The 17762-nt window shown below is 66.3% G+C and carries 12 protein-coding genes; 4 read left to right on the top strand and 8 right to left on the bottom strand.

The features are described 5' to 3' along the window. Positions 1-1920 (bottom strand): autotransporter family protein (locus AC5P7X_RS10765; protein WP_495214801.1); only part of this gene is annotated, 1920 nt, incomplete at its 3' end. A gap of 349 nt (positions 1921-2269) precedes the next feature. Here AC5P7X_RS10765 and AC5P7X_RS10770 point away from each other — a divergent pair. Beyond that, positions 2270-4621, top strand: coding sequence for a GH92 family glycosyl hydrolase (locus AC5P7X_RS10770; RefSeq protein WP_053500934.1), 2352 nt, complete (start codon positions 2270-2272; stop codon positions 4619-4621). A 143-nt stretch (positions 4622-4764) separates the two neighbouring features. Here the strand turns inward: AC5P7X_RS10770 and AC5P7X_RS10775 are convergent, their stop codons facing one another. Next, positions 4765-6138: a sensor histidine kinase gene (locus AC5P7X_RS10775; protein ID WP_053500936.1), complete on the bottom strand. Its 1374-nt coding sequence runs from the start codon at positions 6136-6138 to the stop codon at positions 4765-4767. Next, positions 6131-6805, bottom strand: coding sequence for a response regulator (locus AC5P7X_RS10780; RefSeq protein WP_053500938.1), 675 nt, complete (start codon positions 6803-6805; stop codon positions 6131-6133). The genes AC5P7X_RS10775 and AC5P7X_RS10780 overlap by 8 nt, the downstream gene beginning before the upstream one ends. Before the next feature lie 62 nt (positions 6806-6867). Here AC5P7X_RS10780 and AC5P7X_RS10785 point away from each other — a divergent pair, with 62 nt between their 5' ends. The 3 genes from AC5P7X_RS10785 to AC5P7X_RS10795 are packed head-to-tail and all read left to right on the top strand — an operon-like array spanning position 6868 to position 12358. Beyond that, positions 6868-8115 (top strand): TolC family protein, encoded by a 1248-nt coding sequence (locus AC5P7X_RS10785; RefSeq protein ID WP_053500941.1) that lies wholly within the window; start codon positions 6868-6870, stop codon positions 8113-8115. Beyond that, complete coding sequence (locus AC5P7X_RS10790; RefSeq protein ID WP_329842145.1) at positions 8112-9284, top strand: efflux RND transporter periplasmic adaptor subunit; 1173 nt, start codon at positions 8112-8114, stop codon at positions 9282-9284. Before AC5P7X_RS10785 ends, AC5P7X_RS10790 begins: the two co-directional genes overlap by 4 nt. Then, positions 9281-12358, top strand: coding sequence for an efflux RND transporter permease subunit (locus AC5P7X_RS10795; protein ID WP_329842146.1), 3078 nt, complete (start codon positions 9281-9283; stop codon positions 12356-12358). The genes AC5P7X_RS10790 and AC5P7X_RS10795 overlap by 4 nt, the downstream gene beginning before the upstream one ends. 159 nt (positions 12359-12517) lie before the next feature. Here AC5P7X_RS10795 and AC5P7X_RS10800 read toward each other — a convergent pair whose 3' ends face one another. Genes AC5P7X_RS10800 through AC5P7X_RS10820 form a run of 5 tightly spaced genes read right to left on the bottom strand, consistent with a single transcriptional unit; the run spans position 12518 to position 17741 of the window. Continuing rightward, positions 12518-13129, bottom strand: coding sequence for a DUF1120 domain-containing protein (locus AC5P7X_RS10800; protein WP_053498842.1), 612 nt, complete (start codon positions 13127-13129; stop codon positions 12518-12520). Positions 13130-13141: 12 nt separating this feature from the next. Continuing rightward, complete coding sequence (locus AC5P7X_RS10805) at positions 13142-13762, bottom strand: hypothetical protein (RefSeq protein WP_053498843.1); 621 nt, start codon at positions 13760-13762, stop codon at positions 13142-13144. Positions 13763-13819: 57 nt separating this feature from the next. After that, entirely contained in the window at positions 13820-14587 is a 768-nt protein-coding gene (locus tag AC5P7X_RS10810; protein ID WP_080375089.1) for a DUF1120 domain-containing protein, read from the bottom strand. Next, positions 14575-17043 carry a fimbria/pilus outer membrane usher protein gene (locus AC5P7X_RS10815; RefSeq protein WP_495214802.1) on the bottom strand — a complete coding sequence of 823 codons (2469 nt, stop codon included), beginning with the start codon at positions 17041-17043 and terminating at the stop codon, positions 14575-14577. The genes AC5P7X_RS10810 and AC5P7X_RS10815 overlap by 13 nt, the downstream gene beginning before the upstream one ends. Next, positions 17040-17741, bottom strand: a complete 702-nt coding sequence (locus tag AC5P7X_RS10820) for a fimbria/pilus chaperone family protein (RefSeq protein WP_495214803.1) — start codon at positions 17739-17741, stop codon at positions 17040-17042. The genes AC5P7X_RS10815 and AC5P7X_RS10820 overlap by 4 nt, the downstream gene beginning before the upstream one ends. Positions 17742-17762: the final 21 nt, after the last annotated feature.

The raw sequence follows: 17762 nt of genomic DNA on the forward strand, positions 1-17762 counted from the left end.
CGCGTAGCCGGTTTCCACCGCACCCTGCCAGGCACGGCTGTCGTAGCGTTCCGCGTCCAGACCGATGCCTTCCACGCGATTGCGGAACTGCGCACGCTGCAACGAGCCATCCACATAGAAGCCTGCATACGGGTCGGCACCATTGCCGCCGCGCCAGGTACCGTAGATGCCCAGCGCCTCGCCCTTCACCTTGCCGCGGGCGTAGTAGCCGGTCAGCTCATTGGTGGAGGTGCTGCTGGCGTTGCCGCTGGACAGCATCACGCCCACGCTGCTGCCCGAATCGTGACGCCACAGATCGGCACCGACGGTCAGTGCCTGGCTGTTGCCACGGATGTCGAGCTGGCGGCTGACGGCATCGAAGCCGTTACGCGAGCCATCCACGCGGGCCCAAGCGCGGCCGGAGTTCTGGCCGGCGTTGCGGTCGTGGTAGCCCACGCGGAACATCGTCTGCGCGGCCTGCAGGTTGGCCAGGTAAGCGCCTGGCTCGGGGCGTAGCACCGGTTCCGGATTGACCGGATCCACGGGATCTACAGGGTCGACCGGCGGGCATTGCGGCAAGCCAGGGTTGGCCTCGCAGGGATCAGGCAGGGTCGGCAGCTGCGAACGCAGGTACCAGTTGCCGTCGGCGCCCGTGCCCTTGTGCAGGAAGTACTCGTACTGACCGCCCACCGCGCGGCCGGAGAGGTTGAACTGGCCGTTGGAGGCGCCACCCACATGGATCAGCTCGATGCCCTTGTCGGTCTGCGCACCGGCGCCGCCGACGTTGTTGACACGCACGTTGGCGCTGCCGCTGGTGTCACCGCCGATGATCAGCTTGTCGGTGGCGGCGTCGTCGCCGGCCAAGACGGTGTTGAAGATGATCATGCCATCGGCGCCGCTGAAGTTGCCAGCCACGTTGAGGGTATGGAAGGCGGAGCCGTCGCCGAGGGCGACCGTGCCGTTGCCGAGGCTGAGCGTGCCGACCGAGGAGTTGCCGGTCAGGTTCCAGGTAGAGGAATCCAGCGCCACGCGGGTGACGTTGCTCATGGTGCCGATGATGCTGGCGCCGTTGGACAGCGCCACATTCACCGTGCTGCCGGCGGCGTTGACAATGTTGCCGTTCATCCGCGAGTTCTCGACATTCAAGTCGATGTCCGCATCGGTTGCGTCAACGCGCAACAGGTTGCCGTCACCGCCGACCAGTTCGGCACCATTACGGAAGTTGAAACGGGCAACGACTGCAGCGTCAGCAGGATCGAATTTTTCCTCGATGTAGATACCAGACCCCGTGCGGCCCTCCACCCGGGAAGCGTCGATGTCTACAGTGACTGCATCACCTGTAACCGGGGTGAAATCATATTGGGCCCAGATGCCGTTGCCATCGCCGATGATCGTGCTTCCGTTACGGGCGACGATCTGCCCGGTGCCCACCAGGAACAGGCCGGTGCCGCTGTACACGCCGGTGGCTGCCTGCGCATGCCCCTCCAGATGCGTTGCATCCAGAACCAGGTCTCCACCCAACTGTACGCTGGCTCCGATTCCGCTGCCCGAAAGCGTGCTGCGCGTGAGGGTAGCGGAGGAACCCGGGAGCGCACTGCCGATCAGTCCCGTCAATGCCAGCGCTCGGCCCGTCGTATTGACCACAGTGGAATCGTTCATCGTTATCGCGCTGTTGCCAAGGCGGATACCAATGGCGCTCGACGCATTGATCGCCGCGCTGTCAAAGGTCACTGTGGAGCCGTCGGAGGCATCAACAGCCTGCGTAGCGCCGCCGGCCGCGACCACAAGGGAGGCATTGTCGAGTGACCAGGACTCAACGGGGTCTCCGGCGTTGACGGTTGCGCTTTCACCCGGGTTGAGGACGCCGGCCTGGCTGGGACCGGCAACGGCAAGGCCGGCGGCAATGGCCAGCGCAAGGGAACGGCGGACAGCGATCTTCATGATGTACTCCTGCTGGAATCAGAACCTCAGGAAAGGGGACCCCGTTCACTTCGTCGGCGTTAATGAAGCGCCGAGATGTTGTGAAGTCCAGGTGACACCCGTGCCTTTTTCCGGCCCGCCCGATGCAAACTGCGCGAGAGATCACACAACGGCAGGAGATGTCGTCACTCGCTTTGCCGCGCCGTTTTGGGCACGGGGACAGTCTGGTGAGGGGGGAAGGATCAATCCATGCAACTAATTGCAGTCTTCACTCGCCATAGGCTGAGTGATTGGAACCGTTCAGCCGCACCGCAACATGCGATGCCAGAACACGGATGCTAGGATCTGACAACCATCTGAATCGATCCAAATGCCGATGCCCATGCTGGACCGTCGCCTCCTGATCGCCTTCGCCGCTACCGCCGTGCTTGCCTCCGGTGCCGCCTTGGCGGCCTCGCCGAAAACCGCTGCCGAGCGCGCCTACGCCGCCGTCGATCCCTTCATCGGCACCGGCGGCGAGGGCCACACCTACCCGGGCGCGACGGTGCCGTTCGGCATGGTCCAGCTCAGCCCGGACACGCGTATCCAGCCGCGTGAAAAGGCCTATGGCTGGGCGGCGGGCTACCGCTACGACGACAGCAGCATCGTCGGCTTCTCGCATACGCATTTTTCCGGCACCGGTCATTCGGACCTGGGTGACGTCCTGCTGATGCCGTTCACTGGCAATCCCGGCCTGGAGCGCGGTGATCCGGAAAAACCGCGCAGCGGCTATGCCTCACGCTTCCGCCACGCTGACGAGAGGGCCGAGCCGGGCTACTACGCGGTCACCCTGGACGACTACAAGTTGCGCGCCGAACTGACCACCAGTGCGCGCGTGGGCGTGCACCGCTATGCCTTCCCCAAGGGCACCGACGCCAAGGTGCTGCTGGACATGCGTACCAGCATGTACGACTACCCGGGCAAGGTGCTGTGGTCGCGGGTGCGGGTGCGCGCCGACGGTACGGTGACCGGCTTCCGCGAGACGCGCGGCTGGGCGCCGGGCCGCCAGCTGTACTTCGCGATGCGTTTCTCGCGCCCGCTGGCCGGACATGAGCTGCACAACACCGAGCAGGACATCGTCTACAAGGGCTTCCCGCCGCCGGGTGAGAAGGATCCCGCGCAGCGTGCGCAGATCGAAGGCCGGCAGCTGGTCGGCACGTTTGCATTCGGCAAGCTGGATGCACCGCTGGTGGTGAAGGTGGCGATCTCGCCGGTCAGTGAAGCCGGCGCCATCGCCAACCTCGACGCGGAAGTGGCCGACTTCGATTTCGACCGCGTGCGTGCACAGGCGAAGCAGGAGTGGGCGCAGGCACTGTCCGTGCTGGACATTGACGCGCCGGAACATGCGCGGCGCAGTGCCTATACCGCGCTGTACCACACGATGCTGGGGCCGACGCTGTTCATGGATGCCGATGGCCAGTACCGCGGTTCGGACAACGCGGTGCACAAGGCCGACGGTTTCACGAACTATTCCACGTTCTCGCTGTGGGACACCTACCGTGCGCTGCACCCGTTGCTGACGCTGGTGCAGCCGGAGAAGCGCAACAGCGACTTCGTCAATTCGATGCTGGCCCACCATGAGCACAGCCCGTACGGCATGCTGCCGGTATGGTCGTTCCACGGCCTGGAGGACTGGTGCATGATCGGCTACCACGCCGTGCCGGTGATCGCCGATGCCTACGTGAAGGGCATCCGTGGCTTCGACGCCGACAAGGCATTGAAGGCGATGGTCGAGACCGCCAATTACGGCCCTTACGACGGCATCGCGCAGTACCGTGAGCTGGGCTATGTGCCGATCGACGAGGAAGGTGAAGCGGCCAGCAAGACGCTGGAGTACGCCTTCGACGACTGGGCCATCGCACGCATGGCGCAGGCCATGGGCAAGGCCGATATCGCGGCGACCTTCGACAAGCGCGCTGGCAACTGGCGCAACGCGTTCGACAAGGACACCGGCTTCATGCGCGCGCGCAAGCGCAATGGCAGCTTCCGCACGCCGTTCGACCCCAGCGCCAGCGGCTACGGCACCGACTATACCGAAGGCAACGCATGGCAGTACTCGTGGTACGTGCCGCAGGACGTCGCCGGCCTGGCGGCAGCGCACGGTGGCAGCGACAAGCTGCTCGCGCGCCTGGACGAGGTATTCAACGCCAAGGTGGATCCATCGATCTTCGAGCACATGGAAGACATCACCGGCCTGATCGGCTGGTACGCGCATGGCAACGAGCCCAGCCACCACGTGGCCTACCTGTATTCGTACGCCGGCCAGCCGTGGCGCACCCAGGCGCGGCTGAAGCAGATCATGGATACCCAGTATGCCGACCGTCCCGATGGCCTGGCTGGCAATGATGACGTCGGCCAGATGTCGGCGTGGTATGTGTTCACTGCGTTGGGGTTCTATCCGGTCGCGCCGGGCTCGGGCGAGTACATTCTTGGCCGTCCATTCCTGCCCAGGACCGCGATGCGTCTGCCGAACGGCAAGACGTTCACCATCGTGGCTGATGGGCTGGATGACAAGCACACGTATGTTGGCAACGTGAGCCTCAACGGCAAGCCGCTGCAGCGCACCTTCCTGCGCCATGACGAGATCCTGGCAGGTGGCGAGCTGCGTTTCACCATGCAGGCCGAGCCGAACAAGGACTGGCCGGGGCAGGGCGCGCAGGCGCCCTATTCGATGAGCCGGTGACGCGCACTCGGTAGGTGCCGACCTTGGTCGGCACGCTTCACGGGTGACCAGGAACCTGTGGAGCCGAGCCCATGCTCGGCTCAGGCATCGTGCCAGGAGCAGCCGAGCATGGGCTCGGCTCTACAAGGGCGGTTCAACAGCGCTCATCGGAACCGCAACCCCACCCGCGCACCGCCGATCGGGGCGGTATCAATCATCAAGGTCGCGCCATGCCGTTGCGCGATCTCGGCCACGATCGCCAGTCCGAGCCCGCAGCCGTCGCCCTCGCTGCTGGCCCGGTAGAAGCGTTCTGTGACGCGCGCGCGTTCGGCTTCGGCGATGCCGGCGCCGTCATCGTCCACCCATACCTGCACGCCGTCGGTTCCCTGCCGAACGCCGAGGGTGATGACTCCGGGCGTGGCGCCGTAGCGCAGCGCGTTGTCCAGCAGGTTGCCCAGCGCCTCGCGCAGCAACTGCGGATCGCCCTGTAGCTGCACGCCGTCGTCGGGTCCGTCGTAACCCAGGTCCACGCCGGCCGCCAACGCACGGTCGGCGTAGCGCTCGACCACGCCCCGCGCCAGCGCGGCCAGGTCCAGCGGCTGCAGCGGCAGTACGCTGCCATGGAGATCTTCCGAACGGCTGAGCATCAGCAGTTGGTTGACCAGGTGCTGCAGCCGCGCCAGCCCGGCCAGCGTGCCGGACAGCGCCAGCTGCTGGGTCTGCGGATCCTGTTGCCGCAATGAACTCTCCAGCTCCACCTGCATCGCCGCCAGCGGCGTGCGCAGCTGGTGCGCGGCGTTGCTGACGAAGCGCCGTTGCGCGGCCTGCATGGCGTCCAGTCGCTGAAGCAGGGCGTTGTAGGCCTCCACCGCCGGCCACAGCTCGCGTGGCGCCTCCTGTGCGGGTTCCAGGGGCGCCAGCGGGTCCGGGCGGGGGCTGGCCAAGCGCCGCGCCACCTGGTTGGCATGGCGTGCGGCCGCGCCGGTCCCGGACCAGGCCAGCCACGCGGCCAGCGTGAGGATCGCAGCCTGGAACGGGATGCTGGTCAGCAGCAGCTTGCGCTCCAGCCGGTGGCGCTTGCGCAGCGTCTCGGCTACGCGCAGCCGGATATCGTGGCCCGGTCCGGCACTGACGAGGACTTCGACCATGCGCACCGGCTGCCCGCGCAGGCGCGCATCGTAATAAACCGCGTCGTCGCTTGAGGCGGCGGTGGCCGGGCGCGGCAGCGCTTCGGCCAAGTCGCCATACAAGCGTCCACCCGCAGCATCGACCACTTCGCCATGCACTTCGTCGGCGGTGTCCCAGCTGAACATACGTGACACCGCGGGCGTGATCTCGATCGAGGCATGACCCTCCTGCACCGTCACCAGCTCGGACAGGGACATCGCCGAGTCCAGCAGCCAGCGGTCATAGACCTGACCGGCGTAGAAGCGCGCCAGCGCGAAGGAACCCACAGCGCTACACATCAGCAGCACCAGCAGCGGCAGCCACAGGCGGCGCAGCAGCAGGCTCCGCAGGCTGTGCACGCGCTCAGTCACCGCTGGCCTCCAGGCGATAACCCAGGCCACGCAGCATGCGGATGCCGACGCCGGCACGCGCCTGTTCCAGCTTGCGGCGCAGGCGACTGACATGCACTTCGATCACCGACAGGTTGGCGTCGTGGTCCCAGCTGTACAAAGCGTCGAACAGGCGCTGCTTGGTGACGGTGCGGCCGGGATGCTGCATCAGTGCCTCGACCAGTGACAACTCGCGGGCGGTCAGTTCGATGCGCTGGCCGTCCACCTGCGCCTCATTGCGGATGCTGTCGAAGCACAGACGGCCCAATCGCTTCTGCGCCGGTGCGTCACTGCGGCGGCGCGACAGCGCACGCAGGCGCGCTTCCAGCTCGCCCAGTGCGAACGGTTTGGCGAGATAGTCGTCGCCACCCCGGTCGAGGCCGAGGATGCGGTCCTCCACGCCGTCGCGCGCCGTCAGGATCAGCACCGGCAGGATCACACCGTCGTTGCGCAGGCGCGAGAGCAGGTCGAGGCCATCGACGTCGGGCAATGAAAGGTCGAGCACCATCACGTCATATGGCGCGCTGGCCAGTGCAGCGGGTGCATGCAGCCCGCGCGAGAGGTGGTCGCACAGATGACCCGCGCCCTGCAGGGCACGGATCAGTCCATCGGCCAGGGCGGCGTCGTCTTCGATCAACAGGATTCGCATTGCAAGCTTCGTGCAAGGTTGGGGCAAGATTGGCGCAAGTGCGTCACCTTACCGTGACGCGCATGAATTTCTCCCCTTGCCTTGCGGCTGTGTTGGCCGCCCTCCTGTGCGCACCTGCGGCGTCGGCACTTTCCCTGCAGGAGGCGCAGCGCGCCATGGAAGCACACAACCCGGACCTGCGTGTGGCGGCACTGGCGCTGCGTGGCGTGCAGGGCGACGCGCAGACGGCGGCGCTGCGTCCAGCGACCGAGCTGTCGATCGGCACCAGCAAGCTCAGCCCCAGGCACGGCGTCGGCCCCGGACGCTGGCAGGACAAGCGGATGGACAGCACCGTGGGCCTGGGCTGGACCTGGGAACGCGGTGGCAAGCGCGCGTTGCGTATCCGCCAGGCCGATGCGCTGCTGGAGGTGGCCGGACTGGACATGCTCGACACCCGGCGGCGCCAGCAGGTGGCGCTGCACGAAGCCTACTTCGGCCTGAAGCGCGCGCAGGAGCGGGCGCAGATTGCCGAGGCCAACCGCCAGAGCTCGACCGAGCAGATGGCGGCGGCGGCCAAGCAGGTTGCTACCGGGGCGATGGCGCCGGTGGATCGCGCGCGGCTTGCGGTGGACGACCTGGCCGTCGCCGACGCGGCGCGCGAGGCGGCCCTGGATCTGCGCGATGCGCGGCATGCGCTGGGCCTGCTGCTCGGCAGCGACGACAACCACGACCTCACTGCCGATGACCCCTGGCCGGATGCCAACAGCGTGGCCGATGTGCGCGCGTTCGACCCGCAGCAGCGTGCCGATCTGCGCGCAGCGCGTTCGCGCCTGGCCGCGGCCGATGCCGGTGTAGCACTGGCGCGCAGCGAGCGCCATCGCGATGTCCAGCTGGGTGTGGAAGCCGAACGCGAGCCGACCGACATCAGCGGTGTGACCTGGGGCGTGTCGTTGACCATCCCACTCGGTGGCCCATCGCGTGCACGCGGCGCGATGCAGCGTGCCGAGGCCGACCGTGATAGTGCGGCGCTGGAACTGCAGGTGCTGCAGCGCGAAGCGCGCGCCGAACTTGACCTGCTGCAGGCCAGTGCGCAGTCCGCCGCGCAGCGCCGCAGCGACTACGAAGGACTGCAGTCCGACGCCGCGCGCAAGGCGGTGCAGGGCATCGAACTGGCCTACCGGCGCGGCGCCGCCAGCCTGACCGATCTGCTGGATGCGCGCCGCAGCTGGCGCGAATTCGAGGCCGCGTTGATCGAAGCGCGTGCCGACCATGCCATTGCCCTGGCGCGCTGGGAAGCGGCCACATCCGTTGTTGAAGGAGCGTCCCGATGAAGTCCACCGTCGCCCGTCGCCTGCGTGCGCGACATGCCGTGCTGCCGGCCCTGCTGGCGCTGGCCCTGCTGGGCGGCTGCGGCCGCGAACCGGCGTCATATACCGAGGACGCGCCGCAGGTCAGTGCCGGCCAGATCCAGTTTCCAGCCGGCAGCCGCCAGCTGGACGTGCTGCGCAGCGAGGCGGCGACCGCCGGCGCCAGCGCCAGCCTTCAGCTGCCGGGCCGGGTGGCCTGGGACGCGGCACGCTCCAGTGCACTGCGCACGCCGTTGCCGGGTCAGGTGGCGCGCATCGAGGCGCAGCCGGGGCAGAGAGTGAAGGCAGGGCAGGTCATCGCCTGGATCACCTCGCCGGAGTTCGGCCAGGCCCAAGCCGAGGGCGCGCGTGGCCGTGCCGAACTGCAGCAGGCACGCAAGGAGCTGGAGCGCACCCGCGAGCTGCACGCCGCGGGAGTGGCGTCGGGCCGCGAACTGGATGAAGCCGAAGCGAGCTTTGCCGGCAGCCAGGCCGATCATGCGCGCGCGACTGCATTCGCCCGGGCCTATGGCAATGGCCAGCGCGTGGACCAGCGCCTGCCGCTGCGCGCCCCCATCGATGGCGTGCTGGTGGAGCGGCGGATGAACCCGGGCATGTCGGTCAGTCCCGACAGCGAGCAGCCATTGGCAGTGATCGGCGATCCGGACCGCCTGTGGCTGCTGCTGGATGTTCCTGAAAGCCTGGCAGGGCGGTTGAAGGCCGGCATGCAGGTGAGCGTGCCCGGCGCCGATGGACAGCCGCTGCAGGCGACCCTGCAGCACGTGGATGACTTCATCGACAGTGAGCGCCGCGTGGTGCAGGCGCGTGCCGAGCTGGACAACCGCGCACGTGGCTTCAAGGCCGGGCAGTACGTGCGCGCCCAGGTGGCGTTGCCGTCCGAGGGCGGTGTCTCGCTGCCCGACGCCGCGGTGTTGCTCATCGACGGAAAGCAGGTGGTGTTCGTGGAGGAAGGCAAGGGCCGCTTCGTGCGCCACGCGGTGCACGCCGAGGAGCTGGGTGACGGCCGCCTGTGGGTGCGTGAAGGCCTGGCGCCGGGCAGCAGAGTGGTCGTCGAGGGTGGCCTGCTGCTGCAACAGCTGGTGGACAGCGCGCCGGCAGCCGTCAGCACCGGCACCGGGCGCGCCGCCCCATGATCGATCGCCTGATTGCCTATTGCCTGCGCCAACCGCTGATGGTGATGCTGGCGCTGCTGCTGTTCATCGGCGCTGGCATCGCCGCGTTCCGCGTGCTGCCGGTGGAAGCCTTCCCGGATGTGTCCGACACCCAGGTGACGGTGGTGTCGCTGCACCCGGGCCGTGCCGCCGAAGAGGTGGAGCGTGAGGTGACGACGCCGCTGGAAGTGGCGCTGTCCGGCATTCCGCATTCGGTGCGGGTGTTCTCGCATACGCAGTTCGGCCTGTCGATGATCATCCTGACCTTCGACGACAAGGCCGATGACTACTTCGCACGCCAGCAGGTGCTGGAGCGCCTGCAGGGCGTGGAGCTGCCGGAAGGGGTGACCCCGGAGCTGGAGGCGATGAGCTCGGCGGTGGGCGAGATCTACCGCTATGTGCTGAAAGGCCCGCACCTGACCCCGACCCAGCTGCGCACCGTGCAGGAATGGACGATGGAGCGTAGCCTGCGCACCGTTCCTGGAGTGGCCGATGTGATCAGCTTCGGTGGCTTTGCGCGCACCTTCCAGGTCAAACCGGATTTGGGCAAGCTGCGTGACCGCGGCATCAGCCTCAGTGAGTTCGCCGAGGCGCTGGAGAAGGGGAGTTCTAACGCGGGCGGCGGCTACGTGGAACGCGGCCAGCAGCAGTTCCTGATCCGCGGCGTGGGCCTGATGCGTTCGCCGGCCGACATCGGCAACGTGGTGGTGGCGCAGCGCGGGGGCACGCCAATCCTGGTGCGTGACCTGGCCAGCGTCGCCGACACCGGCCTGCCCCGGCAGGGCCTGGTCGGCCAGGATGACAATGACGATGCGGTGTTCGGCATGGTGCTGATGCGCAAGGGTGAGAATCCCTCCGACGTGCTCGACGCCCTGCATGCGCGCATCGCCGAGATCGAGGCGAACCAGCTGCCGGCCGGGGTCAGCATCGAGCCGTTCTATGACCGCTCGTGGCTGGTTTCGACCACACTGAAAACCGTCTTCCGCAATCTGTTGGAAGGCGCGGTGCTGGTGTTCCTGGTGCTGTGGTTGTTCCTGTACAACGCCCGCGCCGCGCTGATCGTGGCGGCGATGATGCCGCTGGCCCTGCTGTCGACCTTCCTTGGCCTGCATCTGTGGGGCGTACCGGCCAACCTGTTGTCGCTGGGTGCGATGGACTTCGGCATCATCATCGATGGCGCGGTGATCGTGACCGAACACATCGTGTCGCGGCTGTCGAAGCTGCCGCCGAACGCTGACAGGAAGACGCGCTTCTCTACCGTACTCTCGGCAGCCTCCGAAGTGGGGCGCCCGACGTTCTTCTCGATGCTGATCATCATCGCCGCACACATCCCGATCTTCACCCTGCAGCGCCAGGAGGGCCGAATGTTCGCGCCGATGGCGTACTCGGTGACCTCGGCGTTGATCGGTGCGTTGATCCTCGCACTGACCGTGGTGCCACTGTTCTGCTACTGGTGGCTGCGCCGCGACCGCATGCGCGATGGCAATCCGCTGATGGACCGCCTGACCGGCTGGTACAAGCCGATCCTGGAACGCGCACTTGCCCGTCCGCGCGCGGTGGTGCTGACGGCGGTTGTGCTGCTGGTCGGTACGCTGGCACTGGGCACGCGGCTGGGATCGGAGTTCCTGCCCGAGCTGGACGAAGGCTCGATCTGGCTGACCGCCACGCTCGACCCGAGCACCAGCCTGGCCGAGGCGCAGCAGCAGTCGCGGCGCATCCGCGAGCTGGTCGGCACCTTCCCGCAGGTATCGACGGTGGTGGCCAAGCTGGGGCGGCCAGAAGATGGCTCCGATGCCAAGGGCGCCAACCAGATCGAGGCGCTGGTGGCGTTGAAGCCTGAGAAGCAATGGCCGAAGGGCGTGGGCAAGCGGCAGCTGGTGAGCGACCTGCAGCGCACGCTGGAGCAGCGCATCCCGGGGCCGGAGTTCTCGATCTCGCAGCCGGTGCGCGACAACATCCTGGAGAGCATCTCGCAGATCAAGGGCCAGGTGGTGATCAAGGTCAGCGGCTCGGATCTGGATGTACTGAACCAACAGGCGCAGGCGATCCTGGGGCAGGTGCGTGGCGTGGAGGGCGTAGAGAGTGCCTTCATTGATCGTGACGGCTCATTGCCGCAGCTGCAGATCGAGATCGACCGCGATCGTGCGGCACGCTATGGACTGAATGTGCGCGACATCGACGAGGTGATCGAGACCGCACTGGGCGGGCGCCAGGTTGGTGAACTGTGGGAAGGTGACCGCAGGTTCCCGATCACGCTGCGCCTGGACGACGCCGACCGTGACCTGCAACGGTTGCGCACGGTCCCGGTGGGCATTGGCGATGGCCACACCGTGACGCTGTCCGACGTCGCCGATTTCCGCATGGCCAGTGGCGCGATCAACATCTCGCGTGAGAACGCACAGCGGGTGAAGGCGGTGAGCATCTTCATCGCCGGCCGCGACATGGGCAGCGTGGTGGCCGACATGCGCAAGCGCGTGGACGCCAGCGTGCAGCTGCCGGACGGCTACCGGCTGGAGTGGTCTGGCGAGTTCGAGAACCAGCAGCGTGCGATGAAGCGGCTGGGCTGGGTGATTCCGCTGTCGGTGCTGATCATCTTCGTGCTGCTGTTCGATGCCTTCAAGGACATCAGCAGCGCTGCGCTGATCCTGGCCAACGTGCCACTGGCGATGATCGGCGGCATCCTCGCCCTGTGGCTCACTGGCATCCCGCTGTCAGTGTCGGCGGCGATCGGTTTCATCGCGTTGTTCGGGCAAGCAGTGCTGAACGGGGTGGTGATGCTCAGTCGCTTCGCCCAGCTGCGCGAGCAGGGCATGGACCTGCTGCAGGCGGTGGTACAGGGCTCGCTGCAGCGCCTGCGCACGGTGCTGATGACCGCGCTGCTGGCGATGTTCGGCCTGCTGCCGATGGCCACCTCGCACGCGATCGGTGCCGAGACCCAGAAGCCGCTGGCGGTGGTGGTGATCGGCGGCCTGCTGTCGGCGATGCTGTTGACCCTGCTTGTGCTGCCTACGCTGTACTACTGGGTACACCGGCGCCGCGAGGCCCATGGCGCCTGACCTGACTGTAGCGCCGAGCCCATGCTCGGCTGCTTCTGGCCTTCGCGCGAAGAGCAGCCGAGCATGGGCTCGGCTCTACCGACTCCCTGCGACACGCGCAGATGCAGCAGGCCAGCAGATGCGGGGCCGGGCATCCGTTGCCCGGCCCCGCCGAACCGATCAGAGGTAGTGAAGGTCGATGCCTATCATGCTGCGCAGACCTTTGGCGTTCTCAAGTTCGTCACCCTCAAGATCAACACCCAGCATCGTCACCCGCATGTTGGCAGAGACCTTTGCGAATCCTGGGTCGCGAGGATCGCCAATGCGCATGTAGTTGCCCGGATCGTCCACCCGGACCACATGGCTGCCGCTTCCTGATGAATGGAGCATTGCGAAATCGACCTGCTTTCCATCAGCGACGCCGTGAGGGATACGGAGTTCGACCATTGCCAGGTGGTCGTCATTCTCGGTGGCGAGGATGAAGCCATCCTTGGGAATTGGATTGTCGATGAGCAGGAGGTCGCGGAACTTCAAACCCACATGGGTCCTGGCAGTGCAGTCGATCGACAGCTGTGCGTTGCGGTGCTCCACAAAGGCCCATTTGCCTTCCGTGGTCGGTTGCGGGGCCAGCTCACCGAAGTCCAGCGCGCCGCCATCCGGTAGGGACAGCGTGCAGGATTCCGGCTGGATCGTCCCCGATACCGACAGCTCGCTTGCCTGTACAAGCGAAGCGGGGACACACGCACTGAGCAGTAGTGCTGCAACTGCCTTGTTCTTCATGAAGGTACTCATTTCGCCTCTTCCTTAAAGGTAGAGCAGTTCCATTACCATCTGACCAACGATATCCACCTCGTTCACTGCATCAAATTCACCTCGTGGCTTCAGGCTTGGCGTGATATTGATGTCGAACGTGGCATGACGGGCGCCAGATAGAGTGGAGCCGCCGGCCAGAACCATGACGTGATCGTGATCCTTGGAGCGGACTTTGTTGTCCAAGGTCATCGCGTTGTTGTCCAGCTTTCTGCGCGCAAATGGATAGGACTTGGCGTCAGCCTGGCCGTTTGTCAGATGCACTTCGTACCATCCGAGACTCTTCGAGCTGTCATTGCTGGGATAGATATGGAAGATGTCATCAAATCCACCATCGACCGTTGCGGTATCTGCAAACTGCAGGCCGAAGCGCGCGGGGAACGCGCAGGTGACAGTGCCCGGCAGCGTGATCGTGGAAAGCTCGGTAGACCGATCGGGTGGGAGCTTGTCCAGATCCTGCTGCGGAATGGTGAACTCATTGCCGTTGACGGACAGCTCGCAGGCACTGGGGTGGATGCTTCCGCTGACTTTCAGCTCGCTGGCATTGACATGCATGGCCGAGCAGCCGGCAAACGCCAATGCCAGCAGCGAGTGCGGGATGAATCGATTTTTCATGGGGAATTTCCCTTGCTGGAGAAGAAGCCCGCCATAGAGTAAGGCGGGCACCTTCGATTACAGGTACTTCAGCTCGATGGTGGCCTTGCCGTCCAGCGACACCTCATTGGTCAGGTCAAGGTGCTCCGTACCCACCACAGCGGCGTCGATTGTCAGGGTCGCGCGGGCGTTGGTAGCCGATGCAGCAGCGAGCGAACCGTCCTGGGCCTGCCAGGCGGTGAGCTGGTTGGGTGCGACCACGGTCGCGGCAGTCCACGTCGCCCCCAGGTCAGCGGACGTCACGAAGCTGGCGTCGCCGGCGTCAGCCGTGCCTCCGTTCAGCGAAATCACGTAGGCGCCGATGTTGCTGCTACCGCTGACACCCAAACCATAGGCTTGCTCTGCATTGGCCCCCATCTTTGCCACGGCAACGGCATCATCCGCGACGGTTCCCGACTGGTCATCCGTCACCAGCAGTGCGAACTGCGACTTCGAGGCGCAGGAAACCAGGACATCGGTGCTCTGGCGGCCGATGTGGGTCGGCTGATTCTCACTGAGCTTGCTGGCATGGAAGTTGCCCAGGTCGAGTTCGGTCTTGGTCAGGCTCAGCTGGCAGGACGGCGGAGTCACCTTGCCGGTCACGTTCAGGGTCACGCTGGCATTGGCGGTTGCGCTTGCGGCCAGGGCCGCAGCGGCCAGTGCAATCATCTTCAACTTCATGGTGATCTGTTCTCTTTGAAATCGATAGGCCGATGCGGGCACTATCGGGGGATGGAATGCCGGCAGAACCGGCAGGCGCCGCATCGCGCCGGGGAGGTGGGTTTGCGGCCGTACTACGGCCGGCATATCGCGGTTCCCTGTTCGAAGAACGCGTCATTCGACACCGGTGTTTCCAGAGCCAGTTCGAGCGTGCAGCGCTGGCCTTCGCCCAGCTGCACTTCAATCGGCACACCCGGTTCCACGTTCGGAATGAAGATCCGGCCGCGCTCGGCGACGGCGCTGACGATCTGGCCCGCAGCCAGAACAAGCTTTCCCTTTTCAAGCGGTTGGCCGTGCTCCAGCGTGGCCAGCACGTACACGCGGCGGGTTTCCTGGGTGCGGAACTGCACCTTGGGCACCGCACCCCGCGCGACGTGCAGGGAATACACCGCGTTGTGCACATCCACCTTGGACGGCAGCGTGGTGCCATCCACCTGCACGCGCGTGGCGACATAGGGACGGATGCGCGGAATGGCGGCAAATCCGCGGCGATTGGTCCAGACGCTGCCGGCGTCGGTTTCCAGGCGCACGCCCGGCCGGCGATCCACCTGGGCAATGCCGAAGGTGTCCTGCAGCGGCTGCGGCGAGAAGATCAGGCCGTAGCGGTGCAGCGCCAGGCCGCCACTGGCGGCCAGATTGATATGGGTGTTGCCCTGGCTGTGCGAGGCGCTGCCCGACAGGTGCGCGCGGCGTGTCATCCGCCCGGCACCGACGGAAAAACGGGGGCTGGACTCGCTCTGGCGGATATGTTCGACCGAGGTGCGCCAGGCCAGTTGCGAGTCCAGGCGACCGGACGCGTCCACGGTGAAGGTCTCGGTGCCGCGGCTTTTCCGGGCGCTGCTGCGCACCGAGGTGTTGCCCAGCGGCAACGCCCACGACAGCTGTGCGCTGCGATCGGTGCCCCTTGCTCCACCCTGCGTCGATTGCACCGAGGCGGTGAGCAGGCTGCGGCCAACGCGGTGCGACCAGCCTGCGGACAGGTGGCTGCTGCTCTGGCCATCGAAGCGGCGGCGCGGCGACCAGGATACGTTGAAGCTGCCAAGCCGTGACGTACTGAAAGCCAGGCCGGCGGAGGCCTGCCAGCGCGTGCGCGTGGGCAACCATTCGTCGTCGCGTGGTTGCAATGCCGTGTACAGGTCGGCGTAGTTCGCGCTCTGCCGTAGCATGCCAAAGTAGGCGCTGATGCCGTTCATGCGCGTGTTGGCGCGCATATCCAGCGCATAGCCCACGCCCACGCGGGAGGAGGCGGCAGTGAGCCGGGCACTCAATGCCATCTCCGCATTGCCGCGCGTGATCTGGTCGAGGCCGATGGCCACCGCACGGTACTGCCCGGTCAGCAGGAATCCGGAACTGGCGACAGCATCGGCCTTGGGGAGGCGCCAGGCGGTGCTGGCAGTGACCACGGCCTGTGGACCACCGGGAGCGTGGGCCACCGTATCGCGCAGCTGGCCGGCAGCAAAGGTCTTTCCGGGGCGCGCAAGCGTGGCACGGCTGAAGCTGGAGGCAGGCACCACGAAGGTACGTTCACCATCGTGCTCGTGCACGGTGACGTCCAGGTCGGTGGTGCTGTTGCGCAGCGAGAAACCAGACAGGCTGAAAGGCCCGGGCGGTACCAGCGTGGTATGCAGCAGCACACCGGCCTGGTGGATCTCGATGCGCGCTTCACTGCTGGCGATGCCTTCCACCAGAGCGCCTGCCGACGCCTCGGCCACGGCCAGTGCGGACTCGGGCACCAGCAGCACGCCATTGATCGGAATGCCGGTGAACAGCGGATTGGCCGAGGAGACATGGCCGAGCCGCAACAGCGCGCGTCGGCGCGGCAGGCTGCGTTCGATATAGCTGTCCTGGAACTGCAGCCGCTTGCCGCCTGGGTCGGCGCTCATTGACTGGCGGCTGCGGAACATCCAGCCCGCCGCATTGAAGCCCGTCTCGGTATAGGCCGAGTAGGAGGTGCGCGTGTTCCCGCCCGCGGCGATGGTGCTGGAACTGAGGGTGTAGTTCAGAAGTCCACCGATGCCGCCGCGTTCCACATCGACGACGTCGACCGGGGAGTCGTCCAGCGCATCTTCGGGCACCACCAGGTGCAGCTGCTGCGTGCCGGGCTCCGGGCGGATCACCGCCTGCGGCCAGGCATCGCGCAGGTCGAACGTGGCCTCGTCGTCCATATGGTCGAAGCTGGCTGGCCAGCGCAGGCGTGCCCTGCGCAGCAACGCCATGTCGGCCAGCAGCTGGCCCTCCTCGCCGAAGCGCGCATGAAGCTGGGCGCCGGTCCTGCCGTTGACCGTCACCGTGACCCGATGCGTGCCTGGCGCAAAGCGCGGCTCATGCCGGAACAGTTCGGCCAGGGCGGGGTCCAGGCCACGCGCAGCCAGCGCCCTGCGATCAAACTCCATCGCCTGGGTACCGGGGTCCGCGCTGGCTACAGGCGCATGCACGAGGCTGGCCAGCGCCGCCACCAGTGTTGTGCGCGGCAGCCGGATCAGGCCAGTCTGATGTGTGTCCTGCGTTCCCCGCCTGGCACGTGCCAGGGGGAGTGCGGTCATTGCAGGGGCAGATCGTAGGTGTCGACGGAGAAGCCGTAGACGCTTGCCGGACTGATCCGCAGCGTGGTGTCGGTGGCCGAGGCTTCAGGCAGCGGCAACGACACGGCTTCGTTGGCCAGCAGGTAGGCGCGCTTCAGCTCTGCGGTCTTGCCCGAGGGCAGCAAGGTGACCGAGGGGGCCAGCCGCACCACATAGGCGCTGTCATTGGTGAGCGTCAGCGTGTCGCCGTCGCGCGACCAGGTGAGCAGTTTCCACGGGGCATCATTGCGTGGCAGGCCCTTGGGGTGCAGCAGCAGCGGCAGGTTCTGGCGCACGCCGATACCAACGGTGGTTTTTCCGGGTTCCTGGTTGGGCTGGCCGATACCTTCGAAGGTCACGCGCTTCAGGCGCTGGGTCTTCAGCGGCTCACCCTGCAGGATGAAGCGCACCAGCTGTTGCTGGCCTGCATCCACGCGCGCAATGGGCGGGGTGGCGATCACTACGGTGTCCGGGTCTTCGGGAATGTCCAACACCACGGTGTGCAGCAGCGCGGGGGCCTTGTCGGTATTGGTGACAGTGGTGGTCGTTTCGCCATCGGCCTCATCGAGGATGACGATGGTGGATTTGGGCTGCATGCCATCGGCCAACGCCGGGGCCGCGGCCAACGCACAGGCGGCCACAAGGACAGAGCGGTACAGGTTGGAGCGGACGAGATGCATGACGGACCACCACAGAGTGCT

It is taken from the genome of Stenotrophomonas sp. YJH_SMC_53 (genome assembly GCF_059369995.1).

Excerpts from the sequence above, each read along its gene's own strand:
- AC5P7X_RS10820 (WP_495214803.1), bottom strand. The coding sequence starts at position 17,741 with ATGCATCTCGTCCGCTCCAACCTGTACCGCTCTGTCCTTGTGGCCGCC.
- AC5P7X_RS10780 (WP_053500938.1), bottom strand. The coding sequence starts at position 6,805 with ATGCGAATCCTGTTGATCGAAGACGACGCCGCCCTGGCCGATGGACTG.
- AC5P7X_RS10800 (WP_053498842.1), bottom strand. The coding sequence starts at position 13,129 with ATGAGTACCTTCATGAAGAACAAGGCAGTTGCAGCACTACTGCTCAGT.
- AC5P7X_RS10770 (WP_053500934.1), top strand. The coding sequence starts at position 2,270 with ATGCCGATGCCCATGCTGGACCGTCGCCTCCTGATCGCCTTCGCCGCT.
- AC5P7X_RS10810 (WP_080375089.1), bottom strand. The coding sequence starts at position 14,587 with ATGCCGGCCGTAGTACGGCCGCAAACCCACCTCCCCGGCGCGATGCGG.
- AC5P7X_RS10785 (WP_053500941.1), top strand. The coding sequence starts at position 6,868 with ATGAATTTCTCCCCTTGCCTTGCGGCTGTGTTGGCCGCCCTCCTGTGC.
- AC5P7X_RS10795 (WP_329842146.1), top strand. The coding sequence starts at position 9,281 with ATGATCGATCGCCTGATTGCCTATTGCCTGCGCCAACCGCTGATGGTG.
- AC5P7X_RS10805 (WP_053498843.1), bottom strand. The coding sequence starts at position 13,762 with ATGAAAAATCGATTCATCCCGCACTCGCTGCTGGCATTGGCGTTTGCC.
- AC5P7X_RS10815 (WP_495214802.1), bottom strand. The coding sequence starts at position 17,043 with ATGACCGCACTCCCCCTGGCACGTGCCAGGCGGGGAACGCAGGACACA.
- AC5P7X_RS10790 (WP_329842145.1), top strand. The coding sequence starts at position 8,112 with ATGAAGTCCACCGTCGCCCGTCGCCTGCGTGCGCGACATGCCGTGCTG.